Source organism: Streptomyces sp. NPDC006476, from assembly GCF_040612015.1.
Lineage (GTDB): Bacteria > Actinomycetota > Actinomycetes > Streptomycetales > Streptomycetaceae > Streptomyces > Streptomyces griseorubiginosus_B.
The window spans coordinates 61,645-82,081 of record NZ_JBEXPK010000030.1 but is presented as its reverse complement, the minus strand read 5'-3'; the positions used below and the strand labels follow the sequence as shown (position 1 = coordinate 82,081).

Here is a 20,437-nt window from a genome sequence, read left to right as displayed (position 1 = left end):
GGACCCGACAGGTCAGAGCATCGTTTCCTGACGCCGTCATTGCGATCCCACATCAGTCTACAAACACCCACACTGCCCCACATGCGCGCGGGCCCTCTGCGCCGCACGCTGGAGCCATGGCCACCACACAGCCCATCGTGATCTCCCCGCCAGCATAGGACGACGGCCGGCGCGTACGCGGGGACGACCGGTTCGTGGGGCTGGTGTACGGGCTGCTGGACGGCGTCGAGTACCTGTGTCTCGCGGGCGGCTTCCCGGTACGCGGGCCGTCGGCGATGGCGATGCGGTCGTCCTGGGTGAGGAAGCGTGGCGAGACGGAGACATCAGGGATGATCATGCTTCCAGCTTCGATGAAGCCGCACATGACACTGGAGCGGGCCGAGCGTCCCGCTGCCCGCATCCACCCAGATACGCGTGTCCCCGCTCGACACCTTGGCGGAGACTCACTGCTTCTCCCACACGGGTACCGAAGGCAGGCCGAGTTGAGCGCGAGCACGGTCGGTAAGTTCCTGGACCAGCGCCGTTTTGGCTCGTGCATACTGACCCGGTCCCGTACCAGCAGCGACGATTGCCCATTGAGCTGTGCGTATCGGATCGCGTCCGCGGGGTGGGCGCGCAGATAGTCCCGGAAGATCCTCTGGTTCCGGGTAGGCCAACTCTCCAGGGTCACCACGTGCAGGATATGGCTGCGGACCGCGTTATCTGCGCGGACGTACAGCAGCCGGTCATTCATCCCGTTGTCGTGTGGGTGGAAGCCGAGGCCGGTGAGCGCCGCCTGGTGAGGTGCGGCGTGTGTGAGATCGTGGACGGCGGCCATCAGGTCGATGACGGGCTTGGCCGCCAGTCCGGGGACAGCGGTCGACCCGATGTGCTCAATCCTTACGAACAGCCCAGGTGCCGCTGCCCGTAGAGCATCGATGGCGATAGCGGCCTGCCGGGGCCAGCTCGGGTCATAGTCGGCTACGTGGATGCCGCTGGGCTCTGCCACGGCCGTCATCCTGGTCAACGCACGCTGCGATGTCCACCGAGTTCCGCCCAGCCACCACGCCCGCTCTCACCATGCGAGGTTGGAAAAAGGCTCAGTGGTTTCAGCCATACCCGCAGTATCCCGCATGGTATACGCGCCGCGCTACCTCATCGGTGGGGTCACCCCAGGGCGCTGTGCGCGCATGGCCGGACTGAAAGGTGCGGCTGGGCGCGGTATGGCCTTCGCCCCCTCCTCGCGGCCGTTGTTGCGTTCTGCGGCGTCGGGCATTGTCAGTGCCGGTGTGCAGGATGACGGGCATGACAACACCAGCAGCTGTGATCACGGATTCCGCCGCATACGCGCAGGCAGTCGAGGACGCGGTGAAGGCGTCGGCCGCCTACTACACGGGCGGGACGTCGTCCCTGGACGATGACGCCTACGACCGGCTGGTGCGCGGCATCGCCGCGTGGGAGGCCGACCATCCTGACCAGGTGCTGCCCGAGTCTCCGACGGGGAAGGTCGCCGGTGGTGCCCTGGAGGGCGATGTCCTCCACACGGTGGCCATGCTGAGCCTGGACAACGTGTTCTCACCGGAAGAGTTCACCGCCTCGGCAGGTGCGGCTCGATGTACTCCCACTCAGGAACAGTCAGTTGAACTCGCGTCACGCGGAACGATCCGTGATCCATCGCGAGCGCGAAACCCGCAGATCGATCACGACTGGCGTTCTCGGCAAGGGCGGCAGCTTCAGTCACGACGACCACCCCTAAGCTCAACCCCATGACCGCGTTCGACGACCTCACTCGCCTCATCCCTCCGCCGCCGCAACCACTGTGGGCAAACGGAGACTGGGACGAGGTGGAGGCAGCACTCGGCGTGGAAGTACCCTCTGACTTCAAGCAAGCTGGTCGGAGCCTACGGGGCATACCACTTCGCCGAGTTCTTGACGCCACTTACGCCCTTTGGCGGGCGCGACCTGTTGGTCGGCCCGGCAAAACGGCTGCTGGGCCAGGAACGCGACTTCCGGGACAGCAAGCCCGACGCCTGTCCGTACCCCTTCTACCCGGAGCCGGGCGGACTCCTGCCGTGGGCGGGAACCGACAACGGGGACCGCGTGTGCTGGCTCACTGACGGGCAGCCGGACGAGTGGACGGTTGTCTGCTGGAATCCGCGGGGCTGGTACTACGACGCGCATCCCGTGGGCGCGGTCGAGTTCCTGGTCGGCTGGCTCTCAGGACACATCAGCACGCGCGTCTTTCCCGACGCCGCCGAGTTCGCGGAGGAGGACTGATCCGATCAACTCGGGTGCCCCAGCCGCGTCGGCAGCCGCACAGACGTTTGCGATGTGCGTCGCGCCCGCCAGCCGGTCACTGAGTTGGACAGGCTGGCCGATCAAGCGACGGCGCGACGGTGAATCCCGCAGATTGATCACGACTCGATACGCGCCCTAGCCGGGTTGCGAGGGCGTCACGCGGCGTCGGCGAGGAGGGCCTGCGACAGGTCCCACAGGCGCCGCGCGCCCTCCGGGTCGAGCGCGTAGCGGGCGACGCCGTGCAGGGTGCCGGAGCGGCGGTCGACGGTCTCGGTCTCGTTGCAGTCCACGAAGTAGCGGCCGCCGACGCCTTCCAGCAGCGGCGAGGTGGCGAGGAGCGTCGATGTGGCGGCGCCCTGTTCGACGGTCTTGATCAGCTCGGCGGGGACCCGGCCGCTGCCCCGGCCGCCGGTGTGCCGTTGCAGGTTGGTGTAGATGGCGCCGGGCATCAGGGCGTTGGCGGTGATGTTGTCGTCGGCCCAGCGGCGGGTCGCCTCCACCGCGAACAGGACGTTGGCGGTCTTGGACTGGCCGTAGGCGAGCCACGGGTCGTAGGGGCGGAAGGCGAAGTTGACGTCGTCCCACACGATCGGCGACTGCTGGTGGCCGGTGGAACTCACCACCACGATACGGGCGTTGCCGTCGGCGGCCAGCGCGTCGTGCAGGCCGGCGGCGAGGGCGAAATGCCCCAGGTGGTTGGTGGCGAACTGCCACTCCCAGCCCTGCTTTGTGTACTGCTCGGGGCAGGCCATGACGCCCGCGTTGTTCACCAGGATGTGCAGCGGCCCCCGCCAGGCGGCGGTGAAGGCCGTGATGGACGCGGGATCGGTCAGGTCGAGGTGCACGGCCCGCACATCCTGGTTGCCGGTGGACTGAGTGATGTCCTTGGCGACGCGTTCGCCCGCCGTCACGTCCCGGACGGCCAGGGTGACGGTGGCACCGGTGGCCGCCAGGGCGCGGGCCGTCTCCGCCCCGATGCCCGAGGAAGCGCCGGTGACCACCGCACGGCGGCCGGCGAGATCGATTCCTGACACGACCTCACCGGCGGTGCTGGCGAAGTCGAACGGTGTGGTGATGGCACTCATGGGAGCACTCCTTGCTGAAAGGCTCGTTCGTCAAGCGCCCACGGGCGCTGCGGGCGGACGGCGGCTGGTGCGGTCAGGGGACGAGCATTCCGTCCTGCTCCATGGGAGGCGTGCCGTCGTGCCAGGGCAGGACCTTGCCGAAGCGCACCAACTCGCCGTACAGCGCGGGATCGACATGCTCGGCGAAGACCAGATCGAGGACGGCCTCGGCGGCCCGGGCGGGAGACTGGGCCTGGCTGTAGTCGCTGAACCACGGGCGCGAGGTCGCCGTGTCGACCATGCCGGGGCACACGGCCGCCACGAGCGTGCCGTCGGAGAGGTCCCGGGCACGGCGTTCGGCAGCGACGGCCCGCACGGCGGCGACCTGGGCCACCTTCGAAGGCACATTCAGCCACCGCGGCCAGCCTGCCTCCTGCGCGGTGTTGTGGTGGATGGCACTGCGCCACGACTCCACCGCGTACTCGACCTGGTCCAGGCTCGCCCCGTCGAACAAGTGGTGCAGCCGGGCGTCGAGGTGCCCGAGCGTGCCCAGGCTGCTGGCCACCACGAGCAGCCGTCCACCGGGGCGCAGCACGGGACCGAAGGTGCGCAGGATCGCGTGCGTGGCGGTGTTGGAGACGTCGATGAACTCGTCGGCCCGCTCGGCCTGTGACTCCTCGGGCAGCAGACGGGCGACCGCGTTGGAGATGACGACGTCCACCCCGCCGTGCTGGGCCCGCAATTCCTCGGCGAGACGTGCGATGGCGTCGGTGTCCGTGACGTCCAGGACCCGGCCCTCGACACGGGCGCGGGTGGCGGACAGCTCGGTGACTTCCCGGGCGGCGTCCCCCACGCGCTGCGGACTGCGGCCGGTGAGCAGAACCAGATCCTGCGGATCCATGCGCGCCGCCAGCCCTTCGGCGAAAGCCCGGCCGAGCCCCTGGTTGGCGCCCGTGACGAGGGCGATGCGTGAAGTGGTCATGCGTCCACGCTAGAAACCGCCGGTCCATGCGTCCAACGAAAGTTCGGCACAGCTAGTATGCGTAAACATCATGGACTTCACTGATGTGTCACTGACCGCACTGCGCGTCCTGCGCGCCGTGGCCGAGCAGGGAACCTTCACCGCGGCCGCGGCCTCGCTCGGCTACACCCAGTCCGCGGTGTCCCGGCAGATCGCCGCCATCGAACGAGCGGCAGGCACCGAACTGCTGGAACGGCGGCGCGACGGAGCCCGGCTCACCCCGGCGGGCCAGGTCGTCATGCGCCGGGCCACGGTCGTGCTGGACGAGATCGCCGCGACCGCCAGGGACCTGTCCGGCCTGCCGGAACAGACCGGAACGGTCCGACTGGGGTGGGTGCCCAGCGCAGGCGCCGTACTCCTGCCCCGAGCCCTTTGCGCACTGCGCGAGAGCGACCCGGGACTCGAAGTCGTCGGCCGCGAAGGCGGCACCCCGGCCCTGGTGCGCGCACTGCGGGCGGGAAGCCTGGATCTGGCCCTGCTCGCCTCGGCACCGCCCTTCCGGGCGCCGGACACCGAGTCGCCCCCGCTGGCACTGCAGACACTCACCGAACGCCCACTGTGTCTCGCACTGCCCGCCGCCCATCCCCTGGCCCGCGGCGAATACGTCGACGTGGCCGATCTACGGGGGCAGCGCTGGATCGCCGGGTCCTCATCAGGAGAGGACCGCCTGATGGGCGTGTGGCCGGGCCTGGACGAGCGCCCCGAGATCGCCCACACCGCCCGCGACTGGCTGGCCAAACTCCGTCTCGTCGCCGCAGGATGCGGACTGACCACCCTCCCCGCCTCGCTCGTCTCCGCCGTACCACCCGGGGTGTGTGTCCTCCCCGTCCGCGGCGGCCCGCAAGAACAGCGGCGCCTGCTCCTGGCCCGCCTTCCCGCCCCGCCTTCCCCGGCCATGACACGCGTGGCGACCGTTCTCCGCGCCGCGGCACTCGACGCCCACATGCCTCCCCCCTCCGCATGACCCCCGTGGAGCGAGGCCCGGGCCGGCCCTGCTCATGCCGCCTCGATCAACTCCAGCAGATTGGCCTCCGGGTCGGCGACGTACGCGTACCGCATGGCTTCACTAGCGCCGGGCGCCGGAGGCGACACCACATCAGCACCGCAGTTCTGCGTCAGACGGGCGAACGCGCCATCGAGATCCGGGACTTGAAGCGCCAGGTGAGTGAAGGTCTGCATGGCAGTGGCAGCGAAGGCGTCGGGATGCGAAACGGGGTGTGAGCCGGACCGCTCGACGAACTCCACCCGCAGACCCTCCGGATCACTTCATAACGGCGGTTCGGCCTCCCGCTTCGGGCATCTCCAGGCCCTCTTCGCCCAGCGTGTACCAGTCGCTGCCGAACCCGTGGGTGACGATGTCGGCGTGGAAGCCGACGAAGCCGGTCTTGGCGTACAGCACTATGCGCAGCACCGAGATGTCGCTGTAGCCGATGATCGGTTTCGGATCGGCCCGGGTCGCGTCCAGGTCGATCAGGTCGAGGTAGCCGATGGTGGCCTGACCACCGGTGTGCGTGATCACGGCCCGCACTTCCGGATCCCTGAGCAGGGCATTGAGTTCGCCGGCCTGCTCCGCCGGCGTGCCCGACGCCCACCAGCGATGCCGCGCCGGGTCGACCATGGGGCTGACCCGCACCCGGAAACCCATCCGCTCGAGGATCGCCACACCGCGGGCCAGCAGTGGCTCCTCCCCCGACTCGAGGGAGCGGTGACGACCACCGGGTGGCCGGTACGTAGCGCGCGGGGTTGAAGGATCGCAGGCATGGGATCTGCTCCTTGTTGATCAACAATGGCGAGCAACAGGGTCCGTAGCACGGGTATTCCTCCCCACCCCTCCCGCGACTTGCCGTTTTCTTGACGGAATCCCAGGACTGGCACGCCGATCCAGGGCAATGAGCGTGGGGTGATACGTGCGGTAATCGTGGCTCTGTTCCTGGCCGGCGGCGTCGCGGCGGCCGTCGCCGCGGTCGGTCTCTCGCACTGGTGGTGCCTGGTCGCCGTGCCGCTCTGTCTGCTGGGGCTGCTGGGCGTGGCGGACCTGCTGCAGAGGCGGCATTCCGTGTTGCGGAACTATCCCGTTCTCGGGCATGCCCGCTTCCTCATGGAGCGGATCCGCCCGGAACTCCAGCAGTACTTCATCGAGCGGAACTACGACGGTCGGCCCTTCGACCGGGACGTGCGCAGCATCGTCTACGAGCGGGCCAAGGGCACCGACGCCGAGCAGCCCTACGGCACCGAGCGGGACGTCTATCAGCCCGGTTACGAGTACCTGGTGCCGTCGATGGCTCCCTGCCCGGTGCCGAAGACGCCGCCGCGGGTGCGGATCGGCGGGCCGGACTGCAGCCGCCCGTACGACATGGCACTGCTGAACGTGTCGGCGATGAGCTTCGGCTCGCTGTCGGCCAATGCGATCCTCGCGCTCAACGGGGGCGCCGCGGCCGGGGGTTTCGCCCATGACACCGGTGAGGGCGGTCTGTCGGAATACCACCTACGTCCCGGTGGGGACCTGGTATGGGAGATCGGCACCGGGTACTTCGGCTGCCGCACCCGGGACGGTGACTTCGATCCCGGCGAGTTCGCCGACAAGGCGGCCCACGATCACGTGAAGTGTGTGTCGCTGAAGCTGTCGCAGGGGGCCAAGCCGGGCATCGGCGGGGTCCTGCCGGGTGCGAAGGTCAATGCCGAGATCGCGCGGGTACGGGACGTTCCCGAGGGGCGGACGGTGATCTCGCCGCCGTACCACAAGGTGTTCTCCACCCCGCGCGAACTCGTGCGGTTCATCGCCCGGATGCGGGAGCTGTCCGGCGGCAAACCGACCGGATTCAAGCTGTGCGTGGGCTCGCGCCGGCAGTTCCTCGCCGTGTGCAAGGCCATGCTCGCCGAGGGCACGGCCCCCGACTTCATCATCGTCGACGGAGGCGAGGGCGGTACCGGCGCGGCGCCCCTGGAGTTCGCCGACCACGTCGGCACCCCCCTGACCGAGGGCCTGCACGTCGTGCACAACGCCCTCGTCGGCACCGGGCTGCGCGACCGCGTCCGCATCGGGGCGAGCGGGAAGATCGCCACGGGTACCGATCTGGTCAAGCGCCTGGTGCAGGGTGCCGACTACGGCAACGCGGCACGGGCCATGATGTTCGCCGTCGGCTGCATCCAGGCCCAGCGCTGCCACACCAACACCTGCCCCACCGGCGTGACGACACAGGACCCACGGCGCGCCCGCGCCCTCGACGTGCGCGACAAGACCCCGCGCGTCCAGCGGTTCCAAGAGGCGACCGTGGCCAGCGCCCTGCAGATCATGGCGTCCATGGGCGTGACCGATCCCGCCGAGCTGCGCCCGCACATGCTCCGTCGGCGTATCGACCCCTATACCGAGTGCTCCTACGAGGAGCTGTACGAGTGGCTGGAGCCGGGGCAGTTGCTCGCCGAGCCCCCGCACTCCTGGGCCGCCGACTGGAAGGCCGCCGATCCCGACCACTTCACCGTCTGACCTGCCGATCCGTCTGACCTGGAGGAACAACGTGGCCCGTACCGTCGCCCGCGTCATCGTGGACGCACTGAGCGAACTCGGCGTGCGCCAGGTGTTCGGCGTCGTGGGAGACGAGCAGGTCGGTCATCACGTAGACCGACTTCGCGCCGATCGCGAGATCCATCGCTCCGCCGACGGCCGGAATCGCGCCGCGCTCGCCGGTCGACCAGTTCGCGAGATCGCCGTTCTCCGACACCTGGAACGCGCCGAGCACACACGTCCAGGTGGCCACCGCGCATCATCGCGAACGAGTCGGCGTGGTGAAAGTAGGCCGCCCCCTTCAGCGCGGTCACTGGCTGCTTGCCGGCGTTGATCAGGTCTTGGTCGACGCTGCCGGGCTCGGGTGCGGGCCCCATGCCGAGCATCCCGTTCTCGCTGTGCAGGACGACCTCCGTGTCGTCCGGCAGGTAGTTGGCCACAAGGGTGGGGGCGCCGACACCGAGGTTCACGACCGATCCCTCGGGGATGTCGGCCGCGATGCGGCGGGCGAGGTCGGTGCGGCTGATGCGCGTGCTCATCGGCTCTCCTCCTGTGCCAGCGGACTTCCCTCGATGTCGACGCCGCCGACGAACACGCCTTCGTCGAGCCAGCGACGTCGCGACGCCAACCGGCAAAGCGAGAAGCCCCCTCGTTCACGAGGGGGAGGAGTCATGTCGAGTGGATCAGGGTCGGGCGAGTTGCCGTAGCCTGGCGCGGCTGTTGTGCTCGACGAGGATCGGCACGTAGCTGGCGATACGAGCGTTGCTGAGCGGCTGGTAGCAGTCCTGTACCACTTCCCGTACGACCGCGGGCGTCAGCACGCCGGCGTAGGAGGCCGTCAGATGGTCTGTGAGCTTCTGAAGGGTGTCGGGTAGCGCGGCCTCGGCCGTGTTCGCGCGCATGGTGCGCTCCTCACTGTCACAGACGGCCGACCGCGGCAGCTGATCGGTATCAGGGTGCTCGGCGATGGCCCGTCCACTCCCCACACTTGCACGGATCGCGTCCATGGAACGACCCGTCGGATCTGTTCATCCCCTGGTCATCTCGGACCGGTCGACCGTGTAAGGCCCGTGCCGCGGCCCGGAGGAGTATCCTGGTGTTACCGAGGGTATTTCGCGCACCGGCCGCCATGCTTGTGTCGTTTTCGGCGATTGATTACGCCGGGCCGGTACCGGCCCGGAGCGGGGTTCGCATCATGACTGCGACCGTTTCGTACGCGCCGGTATGCGAAGACCGGCCCTCTTCTCCGTCTCTCCACATGTCGCCGGCTCTCACCGGTTCGGCCGCGGCTCGGCTGGACGGTGCCCGGTGGCGCCGCTCGTGGTGTCCGGGGGCGGAACTTGCCTCATCGACTGCCCTGCTCGACCCGCAGACGACTCCCGTCTCGGCCGTGTGGCTGATGGCCGCCGTGAGCGACCCGCTGCGCACGTCGGCCACGGGCCGGCTGATGGAGGCGGCGGCGCGGCTGCGCACTGTGTCGGGGACCGACCGGGCGGTGGGGGCCGTCTGGGACGCCGAAGGAGGCCATGAGGCCTGCGGTCCGACCTCACGTCCACGGATCCCGGCGGTCACCGCTCCGGTGCACGGCATCCCGGTAGTCGCTCTGCTGACACGGCATCCGGCTGAGGGGATGTGAGTGGCCGTGCTCTCTGCCACGCACCCCTTCAGGCTTCTGGCGGACACCGGCAGTGAGCCGGTGCTTCCCGGCACCGCGGTCCTGCGGATGGAGACCACCGCCAGGCGCACGGGGACGTTCGACGGAGCATGGTGGCCGAGGACACGCGACCTCAAGAGCCAACTGTCGAGTGTCCTCACCGCGCTGACGGCTCGTCTGGGCCCCATCGCCCGCATGGGCCTCGACGCGAGCGACTGGGACGGTGCCCCAGGTCATCTGTTCGTCGACGGGCACATGGTCCGCATCGACAGGTCCGCCGTGGGCGACCACACCATGATCGTCACCCGTGGCGACCAGGACCACTTCCTCTTCCTCGTGATCCCGTCGGGGGCCGGTATCGGCCCCGCGCACGACGCGATGGTCATGGCCGTACGCGACGACAACGACGCCTCTGCCGAGCGGATTCTGGCCGCCACCGGAATCACCCGGGCCGGCCGGAGCGACGTACCGCAGAGTTCTCCCGGCCGAGCCGGGCCGACGTAGCAGAGCCTCAACAGCAGCCCGGGACCCCGGCCGCACCACGGACAACGGCCGGGGTCCTCCCGTGCCGGGTTTTTCCCGGACCGCTTGGGTCCGGGGGCGACATCGACGTAAGGAATGTGAGAACCATGGGTGTTCTGATCACTGTGCTGGTGGTGTTCGCCGTGGCCGGGCTGGTGCTGCTCGCCCTGAGCCTGCGCAACGTCCAGCAGTACGAGAGGGGCGTGGTGTTCCGCTTCGGGCGGCTGCTGCCGGACATCCGCGGGCCCGGCCTGCGTGTCATCCGGCCGATCGGGGACCGGATGCGGAAGGTGTCCGTCCAGACCGAGGTGCTGAGCATCCCGCCGCAGGGGTCCATCACCGCCGACAACGTGACGCTCACCGTCGACGCGGTCGTCTACTTCCGGGTCATCGACCCGGTCAAGGCCCTGGTGAACGTCCGTAATTACCCCAGCGCCGTCTCCCAGATCGCGCAGACCTCGCTGCGCGCGGTCATCGGCAGGGCGGATCTGGACACGCTGCTCTCCGACCGCGACCACATCAACGCGGAGCTCAAGAAGGTGATGGACGCCCCCACCGAGGAACCCTGGGGACTGCGCATCGAGCGGGTGGAGATCAAGGACATCGCCCTTCCGCAGTCGATGATGCGCTCCATGTCCAAGCAGGCCGAGGCCGAACGTGAACGCCGTGCCCGGGTCATCGCCGCCGACGGTGAGTTCCAGGCCTCCCAGCGGCTGAGTGACGCCGCGGCGACCATGGCCGACACTCCGGGCGCGCTCCAACTGCGCCTGCTGCAGACCGTGGTGGACGTCTCGGCGGAGAAGAACAGCACCCTGGTCATGCCGTTCCCGGTGGAGATGCTCCGCTTCTTCGAGCACCAGAGCCGGGAGACCGACGGCGAATCCATCCACCGAAGCATCCCGCGCACCGCGCTCCCCGAACGCCCGGAACACCAGGAACTCCCCGAACTGATCACCTCTGCCCCACCCGCCGCGCCCGCCCTCCCTCTGAGCGGAGCACGGGTCGGCTCCCACGGAGAACGGATCGGCAGTCGCGCGGCGGTGGCGCGGGAACGGCGGGACAACTGGCCCACCCACGCGGACTCCGACTCCGACGCGTCACATGACGGCGGCTGATCCCCGCCCGGTCCCGGGCAGCCGGCGGATGAGCGCCGAGCTCCAGAGCGGCGAATCGTCCACCTTGGCCGTGGTGCGGTTGCGTCGGCTGAACCGGGTTCGGGACATGGATGGCGCCGCCGAATGGAAGTGATGCGTCGGACGATGGCGTGGCCACGGCTGGGCTCCTTGTGATGGAGCCCCACGCCTGGAGACCCGGGCAGACATGGAGTGTCTCCGGGATGTGGGACGTGCGGAGAGGTGAGGGCGCAACGGCCTGACAGGAAACCAGCGGGGTATGGACGTCGCAGCATCTGGCTTATGGCTGTGGAACGCTACAGATCAGGCGCTGATGTCGGTGGCAGGTCCGGCGGGCAGCCAGCGGAAGATGTTGCGGATGTCTTCGGGTGCACGGGCGACGCCACCACCGCTCAAGTACGCGAAACGGCCCTTCGACAGCGAAGATCAGGCCCTCCGTCTGGCGCACACGTTCGGCGTCCCCGTCCCACAGCTCCACGCCTCCGCCGTCCTGGACGGCTGGTTCGGCATGCTCATGGAGGACCTCGACCCCGCTGTCCGCGACGCCGACGACCTCGACGGCACCGCCGCGGCCGTGGTCCTGCACGGTACGCGGACGGCTCCCGCCCTGCCCGTCCTTGACCAGGCCCGCCTCCGCACGGTGCCGAACCGGGCCTTGGAACACCTCGCACTGCTCCGCAAGGCCGAGCGCTGGCAGGAGACGGACGACGTCGAAGACGCGCTCGATCGGATCGCCCAGGTGGCCGAGGCACGCTCGGCCGGTACGACCGTGGGCTCCGTTCGGCTGGGTGCACTCCGAGTTCCACCCCACCAGCCTCCACATCGGTCAACACGACTGGCGGCTGCTGGACTTCGCCCGTGCCTTCACCGGCCCTGGCCTGCTCGACCTCGCCAGCTGACACGGCACCCTCGATACCCCCGATCCCCTGCGCCTGCGTGTCTTCCTGGAGCAGTACGTCACCGCCGGCGGCACCCCCGATGCCCTCACCCGGCGCGGTGGACTGACCGCCGAGAATTGGGCTTTGGGCTGGCATCGCGCGTGGGCCGTCGAGTGGTTCATGGAGCAGTCCGTCCGCTGGATCAACGACCCGGCCACCGACCCCGCCTACATCAAGGCCGTATGCCGCCATCTCACCGACGTCCTCCACCTCCTGGAGGTCTGACGTGCTCGCCCCGGCATCCCCTTGGTACCTCCACGCTCTCCAGCGCACCGCGGCCAGCCTCGCCGAGCCTCTGTCGGTACCCGCGCGGATGGAATGGACCACGCGGCCGGGCAGTGGGCCCGGCGCCGAGATCTTCGGCACGGACCTGCGCCGCAAGCGGCTGCTGGAACTCGGCTGCGGCCCCGGCCACAACGCCGCCCACCTCGCCGCCCGCTACGGCGCCGACGCCACCGGCGTCGACCTCGTCGGCCTCCAGGTCCTCCGAGCCCGCTCGCACTACGGCAGGCTCAACAACCTGACCTTCGTCGCAGGCCAGGCCCTGCACTACCTACAAGCCTCCGACGAACACTTCGACGCCATCTACTCCGTCTGCGGCGCCATCGGCCTGGTAGCCCCCGAACTCCTGCTCCCGGCCATCGCCCAGCACCTCAAACCCGGGCGCACCCTCGCCTTCTCCGTCCCCCACCTCCAGCGCGGCGGCCTTCGCCCCACCACCGACGACCGGCCCCGCCGGGACTACCTCACCCTCCCCCACCGCACCCGACTACCCATCGCCCGCTGAGACTTCGACGCCAACCGCTGGGAGAAACACCTCGACCGCGCCGGCCTCTGGCTCACCTCGGCACAGGAGTTCCACGACGCCCGTCACGGCCTCTGGCCACCACCCTGCTGATCACCGCGCGCAAGCTCTGACCCCTACCCCACCCACAGGGAGAGCCCATGCGCCAGCCTTATTTGCTCCTCGACGTCGACGGCGTCCTCATACCCTCCCCCACCGTCGATGGCACCACCCCGGCCACCCACGACCGCCACAATGTCGTTCCTGCCGGACCCAGCGCCAACGACCTGGTCACCAACTGGCTCAACCCCGCACACGGCTCCCTGCTCGTGCACGTGATCCGAACCGGCCCGGTCGCCCCGGTCTGGTGTACCAGCTGGCGCCAGGACGCCACCGCGCTGATCGGGCCGCTCCTCGGTCTCCCGCCTCTGCCCTATGTCGATCTCCCACGTCCGCAGATCACGACCAGCCACCCCAACGGCCATCTCTGGAAACGAGACCACGTCGATGTCTGGTTGGGCGACACGCCTGTTGCTTGGGTCGACGATGACTTCACCGCCCTCGACCACGCCTGGGCAGCAGAGCGCACGGCGCGCGGAGTGGCGACTTTCCTGGTCCAGCCCGATCCTCACGTCGGGTTGTTGACCGAGCGAGCACCTGGCTGAGGTTATGGGATGGGGCGCCACCAGGAGTCTCTGGACAGGGCTATGCTGTTCGAACAGGCCCCGGTCCCCGGCAGTGACGCCCTGCTCCGCTCCGCGGAAGGCCCGCCGTGTTCGTCCTGCTTCTCGTTCTCGTCGTGATCCTTTTCGGCTTCGGTTTCCTACACCCCGTCTGGTGGGTGGCCGCGGCCTCGGTTGCGCTGGTGTTCGGCGCCGCCCAATACGGCCGCCGTGGTGAGGGCGGGGGCTGGGACCGTGGCGGCAGTTCCGATCCCGGGGAGTACCGGGGGTTCTGGAACCGCCGTCGGCGTTGGGCGCGGTGGAGGCGCGAGGTCCGTCGTGACAGCGAGAACCGCAGGTGACCGACACCACGTCCGGCCATAGCGGTCCGGCAGGGCCGGCGAACGGCAACCGGCGTGCCGCCGACCGTCTGTGGAAGGTGACCGCTTTGTGAGGTACGCGCCATGCACCAGGTGACCACGCCCCGTACAGAGCACCCGCTGTCGACGGCTGCGACTCCGGCAAGGGATGAGGCCCTACTGGCCGAGGTCGTCGAACTACGCGCCAGGAACGAGCAGTTGGGACAGGCGCTGGTGAGCCGTGCGGTGATCGACCAGGCGTGCGGCATGGTGATGGCCCTGGCGCCCTGTACCAGTGAGAAGGCCTGGGATCTGCTGGTGGACATGTCGCAGCGCTGCAACATCAAGCTCCGGGACGTGGCCGCGGCCTTGGTCGCCACGACGAAGGACGACCCGCTCCCGGAGCCAATACGACAGGAACTGCGCCAGGCACTTCGGCGCCTCCATACGGCGGACCGGAGATGACGGCGCGCGCCCGGCGGACGGGCTGTCGGCTCTTCGCCCGGTCAGCTTGCTCACATGCTGTCGGGGAGCGGAAAGGGCAGGCTGGTGTGCGCGGTGCCCGAGGCTCCGGAGGGTGCTGTGGCGGGTGTTGCCGAGGTCGCGCTGAGGGCGAGGAGCGCGACGTCGTCGGCGGGTCCCGCGGGGAAGGTGTCCAGCAGCGAGGTCAGGTCGCTGATGATCGCGGCGGCCCCGACGGCCCGGTTGGTGGCGGCATGGTGGGTGAGGTGGGCGGCCAGGCCGCTCTCGCCGAACCGGGCGCCTTGGGCGGTACGGGCCTCGGTGAGTCCGTTGCTGTAGAGGAAGAGCGCCTCGCCGGGCAGGAGTTGAACGGCCCGGGAGACGAAGTCCGCGTGGTGCAGGGCGCCGACGAGCATCCCTCCGGCGAGGCTCACCGGCTCGGTTCGGGCGACAGCCCGGTCGGGCCCGTCGCGGCGGGCGGGGCGCAGATGGTGGGCCGGGAGATGGCCGCCGCCGGCCAGAGTGAGGGCGAAACCGCCCGCGGGCTCGGGAGCGAGAGTGCCGAAGACCAGGGTGCAGAAGCCGCTGCCGTCGGACGATGCCGACAGCAGGGCGGTGTTGAGCGCCCGCAGTACGGCGCACGGGTCGCGCTCCAGCAGGGCGGTGGAGCGCAGGGTGTAGCGGATCAGCGAGGTGAGCGCGGCTGCCGGTGCGCCCCGTCCGCTGACGTCACCGAGGAAGAACGCCCACCGCCCGGCGCCGAGCGGGAAGACGTCGTAGAAGTCGCCGCCGACGTCGTGGACCGAGGCGGTGGTGTAGTGGCAGGCGGCCTCCAGGCCCGGCACCTCCGGCAGTGCCGGGGGCAGCAGGGTGCGCTGGAGGGTGGCGGCGTACGCGGCGATCTCCGACCGGTCCCGCTCGGCGCGCTCCCGTGCCGAGCGCTCGACCTCCACCAGTTCCCGTTCGACACGGAGCATGCGCAGCGCGGACAGCCGTAGCTCCAGTTCGTCCATCACGAGCGCGGCCAGGTCGGTCAGGGCGGTGGCCTGGTCCGGTGTGATGCGGCGCGGCCTGGTGTCCAGGACGTCCACGGTGCCCAGGCGGTGACCGTCGCCGGTGGTGATCGGGGCGGCGGCGTAGAAGCGCACCCGGGTCGGACCGGTCACCAGACAGTGGGCGCGGGCGACCGGGTCGTCGAGGGTGTCGGGGACGACCAGAGGGCCGCCGGTGAGGATCGCCGAGGTGCACAGCCCCGGGTCCCGGCCGATCTGCGTGACCCCGGTCAGACCGTACGCGGCCTTGAACCAGACCCGGTCGGTGTCCACGATCGTCACCGTGGCGGACGGAGCGTCGAACAGGCGGGCGGCCAGCGCGGCGATCCGGTCGAAGGCACCGTCGGGCGGCGTGTCCAGGATGTCGTAACGGCGCACCGCGGCGATCCGCCGTGCCTCCTGCTCCGGAGACAGATCCACAGACAGATCCACGCTCTCCTCCACGGCTTCTCGACGCCTCCACCTGTGCACGCGTCGCGCCCGCTCGCGGGCCGCTATCCGGGCCGTTGGGTCCGGTCGTTGTGGGTGAGGCCGTCCGGATGGTCCGTGGTGCGCTCTCCGAGGGGCAGAAGCAGTACGCGCAGGACGGTCGGGGCGCGGTGGACCCGGCCCACGTCCTGCCAGCCCCACGCCTCCAGGGCGGCACGGGTCGAACGGTCGGACCGCTCCACGAAGGTGACACCGAGCGAAGCCTGGTGGTCGGCGAGCAGCCGCTCCTGGAGCCGGCGGGCGAGCCCGCGGGCGTACTGGTGCGGATGGACGACGGTCTCAAGGATCGCGAAGACGTGTCCAGACGCGGTCAGTTGCTCCAGGTTCTGTGGCAACGGCCCGGCGAACCCCTGCCACCAGGAGCCGTCACGCGGAACGGAGAATCCGAAGACACAGCCGGTCAGGGACCGGGCCTCGGCGACCAGCATGTCGAATCCCGGCAGTTTCACGCCCTCCGCGAGACGGCGCAGGAACTCCTGCCGGCCGCGGAACTCCTCCCCCGGCGGGGTGGTGGTGGACTCCACGTACAGATCCGCCAGGTCCTCCCGCAGGAGCTCGGCCTGCCAGCGGTTCAGCCGGCGCAGCCGCACCGCGTCCATGGCGGACCGCTTCGGGCCTTCGGGTTCGTGGGGATGCCGCGGAGTGCGCATGGGGCGCCTCGGTTCAGGAGACCGGCAGATGAGCGGGAGTGCCATCGTGGCCGATGTGCCGTGCGGCGCCGGGGTCCGGGACGTCTGATTGTCAGCATAGCCCCGGATCGGCGCCGTGCTGGGGCCCGTTGGGGGCACGGGAGCACTGCGGCCAGGGCAACTGAACGGTGAGTGAGCCGACCGACTTGTCGAGCACGAAGAGGAACGCGGCGACGAACGGAATTCGCACGCACACCATGGGCAGCCGCCGTCGGGGCGGAAACCCTGTTTGAACGCGGGCTGTCCGGGAAGTCGCCGGGTGTGCTTCAGACCAGAGGCACGCCCGTGCGAGCAGCTGTCGCTGCTCTCCAACGCGCTGCGGCCTGCCGGCTCCCACGGTGAGTGACGCCACCGATCGGGGAGACACGTGCCCATGCCGGACGTACGCACACAGAGCCCAAGTCGCACACATCCCTACGCCCACGACGACGCCCCGGACACCGATGCCGCGTTCCGCCGTATCGTCGCCCTGCCGGACGGCCCGGAGAAGACCGCACTGCGCCAGCAGGTCGTGTGCGCCTGGGCACCGATGGCCCTACGGCTCGCACGGCGCTTCCGTCATCACGGCGAGTCCCTCGAAGACCTCACGCAGGTCGCCCAACTCGGCCTGGTCAAGGCGGTGACCCGCTTCGATCCGAGCCTCGGCACCGCCTTTCCGAGCTTTGCCATACCGACGATCCTCGGCGAGGTGAAACGACACTTCCGTGACCACCTCTGGGACGTACACGTGCCGCGACGCGTGCAGGAGCTTCGCGGCCGGGTCCGCTCCGCCGGGAACGAACTCGCTTCGTTCCACGGCCACGAACCCTCCGTCCACGAGATCGCCGCGCACGCCGGCCTCACCGAGGCGGAGGTAAGGCTCGGCCAGGAGGCACTGGAGAGCTTCACCGCCCTGTCCCTGGACGCCGTACCCGGCCACTCCGGGCACAGCCACCCAATGACAGACACGCTCGGCGGCCTGGAGCCGCGCTTCGACCTGATCGTCGACCGTGAGGCGCTGCGCCCGCTGCTGCGGGCCCTGCCCGAACGCGAACGGAAGATCCTCTACATGAGGTTCTTCGGGGAGATGACACAGAACCGCATCGCCCTGCAGCTCGGTCTCTCGCAGATGCACGTCTCCCGTCTCATCATCCGCACCTGTGCGCGCCTGCGCGACCAGGTGATGGCCGAGTCCCGCGGCTAGGCTCCAGGGATGCGGGGGGCCATTGCCTGTGGTCGGCGGTGCTCCGCGAAGCCCCGAAACCCGAGAGGCGCACCGCTATGAGCGAGCAGGACAGCCAGGCCATGCACCACCCCGCAGTGGTTGCCCACCGCAACAGCCGTGCCGGAGACGCCCAACTGCGGATCGCCGACACCATCACCAAGTTCGCCGGTTCGATGCCGTTCGTCTACCTCCACGCCGTCGCCTTCGTGCTCTGGATGCTGTTCGCCGAGGGCAGCCCCTGGCCCACGCTGACACTCGTGGTGTCGCTGGAAGCGATCTTCCTCTCCACGTTCGTCATGATCGGCCAGAACCGGCAGGCGGCCTTCCAGCAGATCAAGGCCGACCACGATTTCATCGAGCAGGAGCTGGAACTCAAGACCAACACCGAGCTGACCCGGGCGATCCACGTCATGACCACGGAACTGCACCGCCGTCTGATCGAGGACGACGCCAAGCAGTAGCGGTCCCCGCCGGGAGTGGATCAGGACCCCAGACCGGCAAGGGGTTCCGAGCCGTCGATGAAGGCGCGGGCCACATCGGACAGGCGCCGGTTGTGGGAACGGGCGTAGCCGCGCAGCGCGCTGAACGCCTGCTCCATGTCGACGCCCTGGCGTTCGGCGAGTTTCCCCTTGGCCTGTTCGATCAGTACCCGGCTGTTCAGCGCCGTCTGCAACTGTTCGTTGAGCACGGTGCTGCGCTGGGCGGTGCGTTGTTGCAGCAGGCTGATGGTGGCGACGTCGGCCAGTGCCTGGGCGACGAGGGTGGCGGCCGGGTCGAAGGGGCCGGGCGCGGCGCGGAAGAGGTTCAGGGCGCCCACGGTCTCCTCGCGCAGGCGCATGGGCAGGGCCTGGACGGCCCCGAATCCACTGCGGTGGGCCGCCGTGACAAAGCGCGGCCAGCGGTCGACCTCCCGGGTCAGGTCGGGGATGATCACCGGCGCGCCGGTGCGGAAACACGTGAGGCAGGGGCCTTGGTCGTTCTGGAGCTGGAAGAGCTCCAGCACACGCACCTGTTCGTCGGAGGCGGCCATGACGCGGAGTTTGCCGTCCCGGTCGGCGAGCAGCACCCCGGCGGCGCTCGCGTCGAGCATACTGACGCAGCGGTCGGTCAGCAGGCGCAGGAAGTCCATGAGGTCGAAGTCGGCGACCAGGTTGTCGGCCAACTCGACGAAGGTCTTGGCAAGGAGTTGTTGATCCATCGGGGACACCCTCGATTAAGACTAGTCCCGCCGGGAAGGGGCGGGAAGTGCGGCACGTTCCTCGGTCGGCACCAATGCGTCAGGTGTCCTCCCCGGCCTGGTCCGGCTCCGCATCCGGTGGGAAACGAAGCCGACGGGCCACGACGTCCGCGGCCACGTCGGCGAGCCGGCGTCCCTGCGCATAGGCGTAGGCGCGGAGCCGGACGAAGGCTTCCTCGATGCCGACGCCGAGCTGGACCGTGAGCATCCCGCTGGCCTGGTCGATCTCCGCCCGGTACGCGCCCAGGTCCTCGAGGGGGCCACCGCGGGGCCCGCCCGTCTCGTCGATGCGCGCGTCGAGCAGCACCAAAGTCGCGATATCGGCGAACGCCAGCGCGTCCGCCAGTTCCTCCGCGTTCAACCGGACCGGAACGTGGGCGTACAGGTCCAGAACTCCCGGGCTGATCGCGCCCATCTGCAGAGGAAGCGCGAAGACCGCGCGGGCCCCGGCTTCCAGGGCCGCCTCGGCGAACACCGTCCAGCGGTCCTGCAGGTCACGGCTGAGCAGATCGGGTGTCAGGACGGCCGAGCCGTGCAGGAAGGCGTCCACACAGGGCCCCTCGCCCAGCGTGAGCTGGAGCTCTTCCAGCTGCTCGCTGACGGTGTCGGTGCTGCACAGCGGGTGGCTCGGCGCGACCCTGGACATCGCCGACAGCCCGGCCCCGCCGACCGGCAGCGCGGCCACGGCCGCGGTGCACACGTCCACCACACCGACCTGGGCACCGCGCCGGGCCGCTTGCTCGGCCACCAGCAGCTGGATGCGGGCCGACCTGCTCTCAGCGCCCACCCGGGCCACCTCCTCCCGGCATCGCGACAAGGCCCACCGGCGTCACCGTGGCGCGTTCCACGAGGGGAAACACCAGCGCTCGGAACGTGGTGACGCCCAGTGGCCTGCGAAGCTCTCCGACATCCAGCCATCCCCAGGAGCGGAGTGCGGAGAGAGTCGGGTGATCGGCCCCGTCCACCAGGGTGGCGCCGAGCGACGCCTGGTGGTCGGTGAGCAGCCGCTCCTGCACACGACAGGCGAGTTCCCGGTCCTGAGGGTGCGGGCGGATCAAGATGTCACCGAACGCGAAGGCCCTGCCGGACACCGTGAGCTGCCCGACGCCGCGCGGCAGGACTCCGTCGAAGCCGAGCCACCACGAGCCGTCGCCGCGCACCGGGAATCCGAAGGCGCATCCCATCAGGCCGTCCGACTCGGCGATCACCATGGCGAATCCCGGCCGGCCCAGGTCCGCGGTGAGACGGTTCAGGAAGTCCTGGCGGCCGGGACGGCGGCAGGCATCACCCGGCGTCGGCACGCGGGAGTCCACATACAACCCCGCCAGATCCTCGCGCAGGTCCTCCACCATCCGACGGTTCAGCCGGCGCAGTCGCACCGGAGCCAC

At 69.6% G+C, this 20,437-nt stretch carries 20 protein-coding genes and 5 pseudogenes; 13 read left to right on the top strand and 12 right to left on the bottom strand.

Annotation, left to right across the window (positions count from 1 at the left end; translation table 11 throughout):
- Nucleotides 1-52: 52 nt before the first annotated feature.
- Complete coding sequence (locus ABZZ74_RS30325; protein WP_356770279.1) at nucleotides 53-988, bottom strand: GrpB family protein; 936 nt, start codon at nucleotides 986-988, stop codon at nucleotides 53-55.
- Between the two features lie 296 nt (nucleotides 989-1,284).
- Here ABZZ74_RS30325 and ABZZ74_RS30320 point away from each other — a divergent pair.
- Both ABZZ74_RS30320 and ABZZ74_RS30315 read left to right on the top strand, forming a co-directional pair.
- Nucleotides 1,285-1,575, top strand: a pseudogene (locus tag ABZZ74_RS30320) (NAD-dependent DNA ligase LigA); the annotation flags it as partial.
- A 369-nt stretch (nucleotides 1,576-1,944) separates the two neighbouring features.
- The gene (locus tag ABZZ74_RS30315; RefSeq protein WP_356770277.1) at nucleotides 1,945-2,256 is read left to right on the top strand and encodes a hypothetical protein; all 312 of its coding nucleotides are present in this window, start codon (nucleotides 1,945-1,947) and stop codon (nucleotides 2,254-2,256) included.
- 176 nt (nucleotides 2,257-2,432) lie between these two features.
- On the opposite strand, the gene ABZZ74_RS30310 is transcribed toward ABZZ74_RS30315, so the two are convergent.
- Together ABZZ74_RS30310 and ABZZ74_RS30305 are read right to left on the bottom strand one after the other, a co-directional pair.
- The gene (locus ABZZ74_RS30310) at nucleotides 2,433-3,362 is read right to left on the bottom strand and encodes an SDR family NAD(P)-dependent oxidoreductase (protein ID WP_356770275.1); all 930 of its coding nucleotides are present in this window, start codon (nucleotides 3,360-3,362) and stop codon (nucleotides 2,433-2,435) included.
- A gap of 73 nt (nucleotides 3,363-3,435) precedes the next feature.
- The gene (locus ABZZ74_RS30305) at nucleotides 3,436-4,323 is read right to left on the bottom strand and encodes an SDR family NAD(P)-dependent oxidoreductase (RefSeq protein WP_356770273.1); all 888 of its coding nucleotides are present in this window, start codon (nucleotides 4,321-4,323) and stop codon (nucleotides 3,436-3,438) included.
- Between the two features lie 70 nt (nucleotides 4,324-4,393).
- On the opposite strand from ABZZ74_RS30305, the gene ABZZ74_RS30300 reads away from it, so the two are divergent.
- Nucleotides 4,394-5,326, top strand: coding sequence for a LysR family transcriptional regulator (locus ABZZ74_RS30300; RefSeq protein ID WP_356770271.1), 933 nt, complete (start codon nucleotides 4,394-4,396; stop codon nucleotides 5,324-5,326).
- A gap of 32 nt (nucleotides 5,327-5,358) precedes the next feature.
- On the opposite strand, the gene ABZZ74_RS30295 is transcribed toward ABZZ74_RS30300, so the two are convergent.
- Nucleotides 5,359-5,607 carry a VOC family protein gene (locus ABZZ74_RS30295; protein ID WP_356770269.1) on the bottom strand — a complete coding sequence of 83 codons (249 nt, stop codon included), beginning with the start codon at nucleotides 5,605-5,607 and terminating at the stop codon, nucleotides 5,359-5,361.
- 16 nt (nucleotides 5,608-5,623) lie between these two features.
- Nucleotides 5,624-6,007, bottom strand: coding sequence for an LD-carboxypeptidase (locus ABZZ74_RS30290; protein ID WP_356770267.1), 384 nt, complete (start codon nucleotides 6,005-6,007; stop codon nucleotides 5,624-5,626).
- Between the two features lie 255 nt (nucleotides 6,008-6,262).
- On the opposite strand from ABZZ74_RS30290, the gene ABZZ74_RS30285 reads away from it, so the two are divergent.
- Nucleotides 6,263-7,846 carry an FMN-binding glutamate synthase family protein gene (locus tag ABZZ74_RS30285; protein ID WP_356770265.1) on the top strand — a complete coding sequence of 528 codons (1,584 nt, stop codon included), beginning with the start codon at nucleotides 6,263-6,265 and terminating at the stop codon, nucleotides 7,844-7,846.
- A gap of 112 nt (nucleotides 7,847-7,958) precedes the next feature.
- Here ABZZ74_RS30285 and ABZZ74_RS30280 read toward each other — a convergent pair.
- A pseudogene (locus tag ABZZ74_RS30280) lies at nucleotides 7,959-8,403 on the bottom strand (CoA-transferase); the annotation flags it as partial.
- A 144-nt stretch (nucleotides 8,404-8,547) separates the two neighbouring features.
- A complete protein-coding gene (locus tag ABZZ74_RS30275) occupies nucleotides 8,548-8,766 on the bottom strand; it encodes a three-helix bundle dimerization domain-containing protein (protein WP_356770263.1) in 219 nt (72 codons plus the stop codon).
- 356 nt (nucleotides 8,767-9,122) lie between these two features.
- On the opposite strand from ABZZ74_RS30275, the gene ABZZ74_RS30270 reads away from it, so the two are divergent.
- From ABZZ74_RS30270 to ABZZ74_RS30240, 7 genes and pseudogenes are all read left to right on the top strand, one after another.
- Nucleotides 9,123-9,500, top strand: a complete 378-nt coding sequence (locus ABZZ74_RS30270; RefSeq protein ID WP_356770261.1) for a hypothetical protein — start codon at nucleotides 9,123-9,125, stop codon at nucleotides 9,498-9,500.
- On the top strand, nucleotides 9,501-10,022 hold the full coding sequence (locus ABZZ74_RS30265) for a DUF5994 family protein (protein WP_356770259.1): 522 nt from the start codon (nucleotides 9,501-9,503) through the stop codon (nucleotides 10,020-10,022).
- Nucleotides 10,023-10,147: 125 nt separating this feature from the next.
- Nucleotides 10,148-11,155, top strand: coding sequence for an SPFH domain-containing protein (locus tag ABZZ74_RS30260; RefSeq protein ID WP_356770257.1), 1,008 nt, complete (start codon nucleotides 10,148-10,150; stop codon nucleotides 11,153-11,155).
- A gap of 367 nt (nucleotides 11,156-11,522) precedes the next feature.
- A pseudogene (locus ABZZ74_RS30255) lies at nucleotides 11,523-12,336 on the top strand (aminoglycoside phosphotransferase family protein).
- A 1-nt stretch (nucleotide 12,337) separates the two neighbouring features.
- Nucleotides 12,338-13,029, top strand: a pseudogene (locus tag ABZZ74_RS30250) (class I SAM-dependent methyltransferase).
- Nucleotides 13,030-13,056: 27 nt separating this feature from the next.
- A pseudogene (locus ABZZ74_RS30245) lies at nucleotides 13,057-13,564 on the top strand (HAD domain-containing protein); the annotation flags it as partial.
- Between the two features lie 457 nt (nucleotides 13,565-14,021).
- Entirely contained in the window at nucleotides 14,022-14,381 is a 360-nt protein-coding gene (locus ABZZ74_RS30240; protein WP_356770255.1) for an ANTAR domain-containing protein, read from the top strand.
- Nucleotides 14,382-14,431: 50 nt separating this feature from the next.
- Here ABZZ74_RS30240 and ABZZ74_RS30235 read toward each other — a convergent pair whose 3' ends face one another.
- Both ABZZ74_RS30235 and ABZZ74_RS30230 read right to left on the bottom strand, forming a co-directional pair.
- A complete protein-coding gene (locus tag ABZZ74_RS30235; RefSeq protein ID WP_356770253.1) occupies nucleotides 14,432-15,862 on the bottom strand; it encodes a SpoIIE family protein phosphatase in 1,431 nt (476 codons plus the stop codon).
- Nucleotides 15,863-15,924: 62 nt separating this feature from the next.
- Nucleotides 15,925-16,569: a hypothetical protein gene (locus ABZZ74_RS30230; RefSeq protein WP_356770251.1), complete on the bottom strand. Its 645-nt coding sequence runs from the start codon at nucleotides 16,567-16,569 to the stop codon at nucleotides 15,925-15,927.
- 412 nt (nucleotides 16,570-16,981) lie between these two features.
- Between ABZZ74_RS30230 and ABZZ74_RS30225 the strand changes: the two genes are divergently transcribed.
- Both ABZZ74_RS30225 and ABZZ74_RS30220 read left to right on the top strand, forming a co-directional pair.
- Nucleotides 16,982-17,791: a SigB/SigF/SigG family RNA polymerase sigma factor gene (locus ABZZ74_RS30225; RefSeq protein WP_356770249.1), complete on the top strand. Its 810-nt coding sequence runs from the start codon at nucleotides 16,982-16,984 to the stop codon at nucleotides 17,789-17,791.
- Nucleotides 17,792-17,868: 77 nt separating this feature from the next.
- Complete coding sequence (locus ABZZ74_RS30220; RefSeq protein ID WP_356770247.1) at nucleotides 17,869-18,273, top strand: DUF1003 domain-containing protein; 405 nt, start codon at nucleotides 17,869-17,871, stop codon at nucleotides 18,271-18,273.
- Between the two features lie 20 nt (nucleotides 18,274-18,293).
- Here ABZZ74_RS30220 and ABZZ74_RS30215 read toward each other — a convergent pair whose 3' ends face one another.
- The 3 genes from ABZZ74_RS30215 to ABZZ74_RS30205 all read right to left on the bottom strand — a co-directional run bounded on the left by ABZZ74_RS30215 (nucleotide 18,294) and on the right by ABZZ74_RS30205 (nucleotide 20,437).
- Nucleotides 18,294-19,010 (bottom strand): GAF and ANTAR domain-containing protein, encoded by a 717-nt coding sequence (locus ABZZ74_RS30215; RefSeq protein ID WP_356770245.1) that lies wholly within the window; start codon nucleotides 19,008-19,010, stop codon nucleotides 18,294-18,296.
- Between the two features lie 79 nt (nucleotides 19,011-19,089).
- Nucleotides 19,090-19,836: a GAF and ANTAR domain-containing protein gene (locus ABZZ74_RS30210; protein ID WP_356770243.1), complete on the bottom strand. Its 747-nt coding sequence runs from the start codon at nucleotides 19,834-19,836 to the stop codon at nucleotides 19,090-19,092.
- Nucleotides 19,826-20,437, bottom strand: coding sequence for a hypothetical protein (locus ABZZ74_RS30205; RefSeq protein WP_356770241.1), 612 nt, complete (start codon nucleotides 20,435-20,437; stop codon nucleotides 19,826-19,828). The genes ABZZ74_RS30210 and ABZZ74_RS30205 overlap by 11 nt, the downstream gene beginning before the upstream one ends.

What these genes read in the sequence shown, in the direction of transcription:
- ABZZ74_RS30270 (WP_356770261.1), top strand. Translation starts at nt 9,123, where the DNA reads ATGTCGCCGGCTCTCACCGGTTCGGCCGCGGCTCGGCTGGACGGTGCC.
- ABZZ74_RS30215 (WP_356770245.1), bottom strand. Translation starts at nt 19,010, where the DNA reads ATGGATCAACAACTCCTTGCCAAGACCTTCGTCGAGTTGGCCGACAAC.
- ABZZ74_RS30275 (WP_356770263.1), bottom strand. Translation starts at nt 8,766, where the DNA reads ATGCGCGCGAACACGGCCGAGGCCGCGCTACCCGACACCCTTCAGAAG.
- ABZZ74_RS30220 (WP_356770247.1), top strand. Translation starts at nt 17,869, where the DNA reads ATGAGCGAGCAGGACAGCCAGGCCATGCACCACCCCGCAGTGGTTGCC.
- ABZZ74_RS30290 (WP_356770267.1), bottom strand. Translation starts at nt 6,007, where the DNA reads ATGGGTTTCCGGGTGCGGGTCAGCCCCATGGTCGACCCGGCGCGGCAT.
- ABZZ74_RS30225 (WP_356770249.1), top strand. Translation starts at nt 16,982, where the DNA reads ATGCCGGACGTACGCACACAGAGCCCAAGTCGCACACATCCCTACGCC.
- ABZZ74_RS30300 (WP_356770271.1), top strand. Translation starts at nt 4,394, where the DNA reads ATGGACTTCACTGATGTGTCACTGACCGCACTGCGCGTCCTGCGCGCC.
- ABZZ74_RS30230 (WP_356770251.1), bottom strand. Translation starts at nt 16,569, where the DNA reads ATGCGCACTCCGCGGCATCCCCACGAACCCGAAGGCCCGAAGCGGTCC.
- ABZZ74_RS30310 (WP_356770275.1), bottom strand. Translation starts at nt 3,362, where the DNA reads ATGAGTGCCATCACCACACCGTTCGACTTCGCCAGCACCGCCGGTGAG.
- ABZZ74_RS30305 (WP_356770273.1), bottom strand. Translation starts at nt 4,323, where the DNA reads ATGACCACTTCACGCATCGCCCTCGTCACGGGCGCCAACCAGGGGCTC.
- ABZZ74_RS30240 (WP_356770255.1), top strand. Translation starts at nt 14,022, where the DNA reads ATGCACCAGGTGACCACGCCCCGTACAGAGCACCCGCTGTCGACGGCT.
- ABZZ74_RS30260 (WP_356770257.1), top strand. Translation starts at nt 10,148, where the DNA reads ATGGGTGTTCTGATCACTGTGCTGGTGGTGTTCGCCGTGGCCGGGCTG.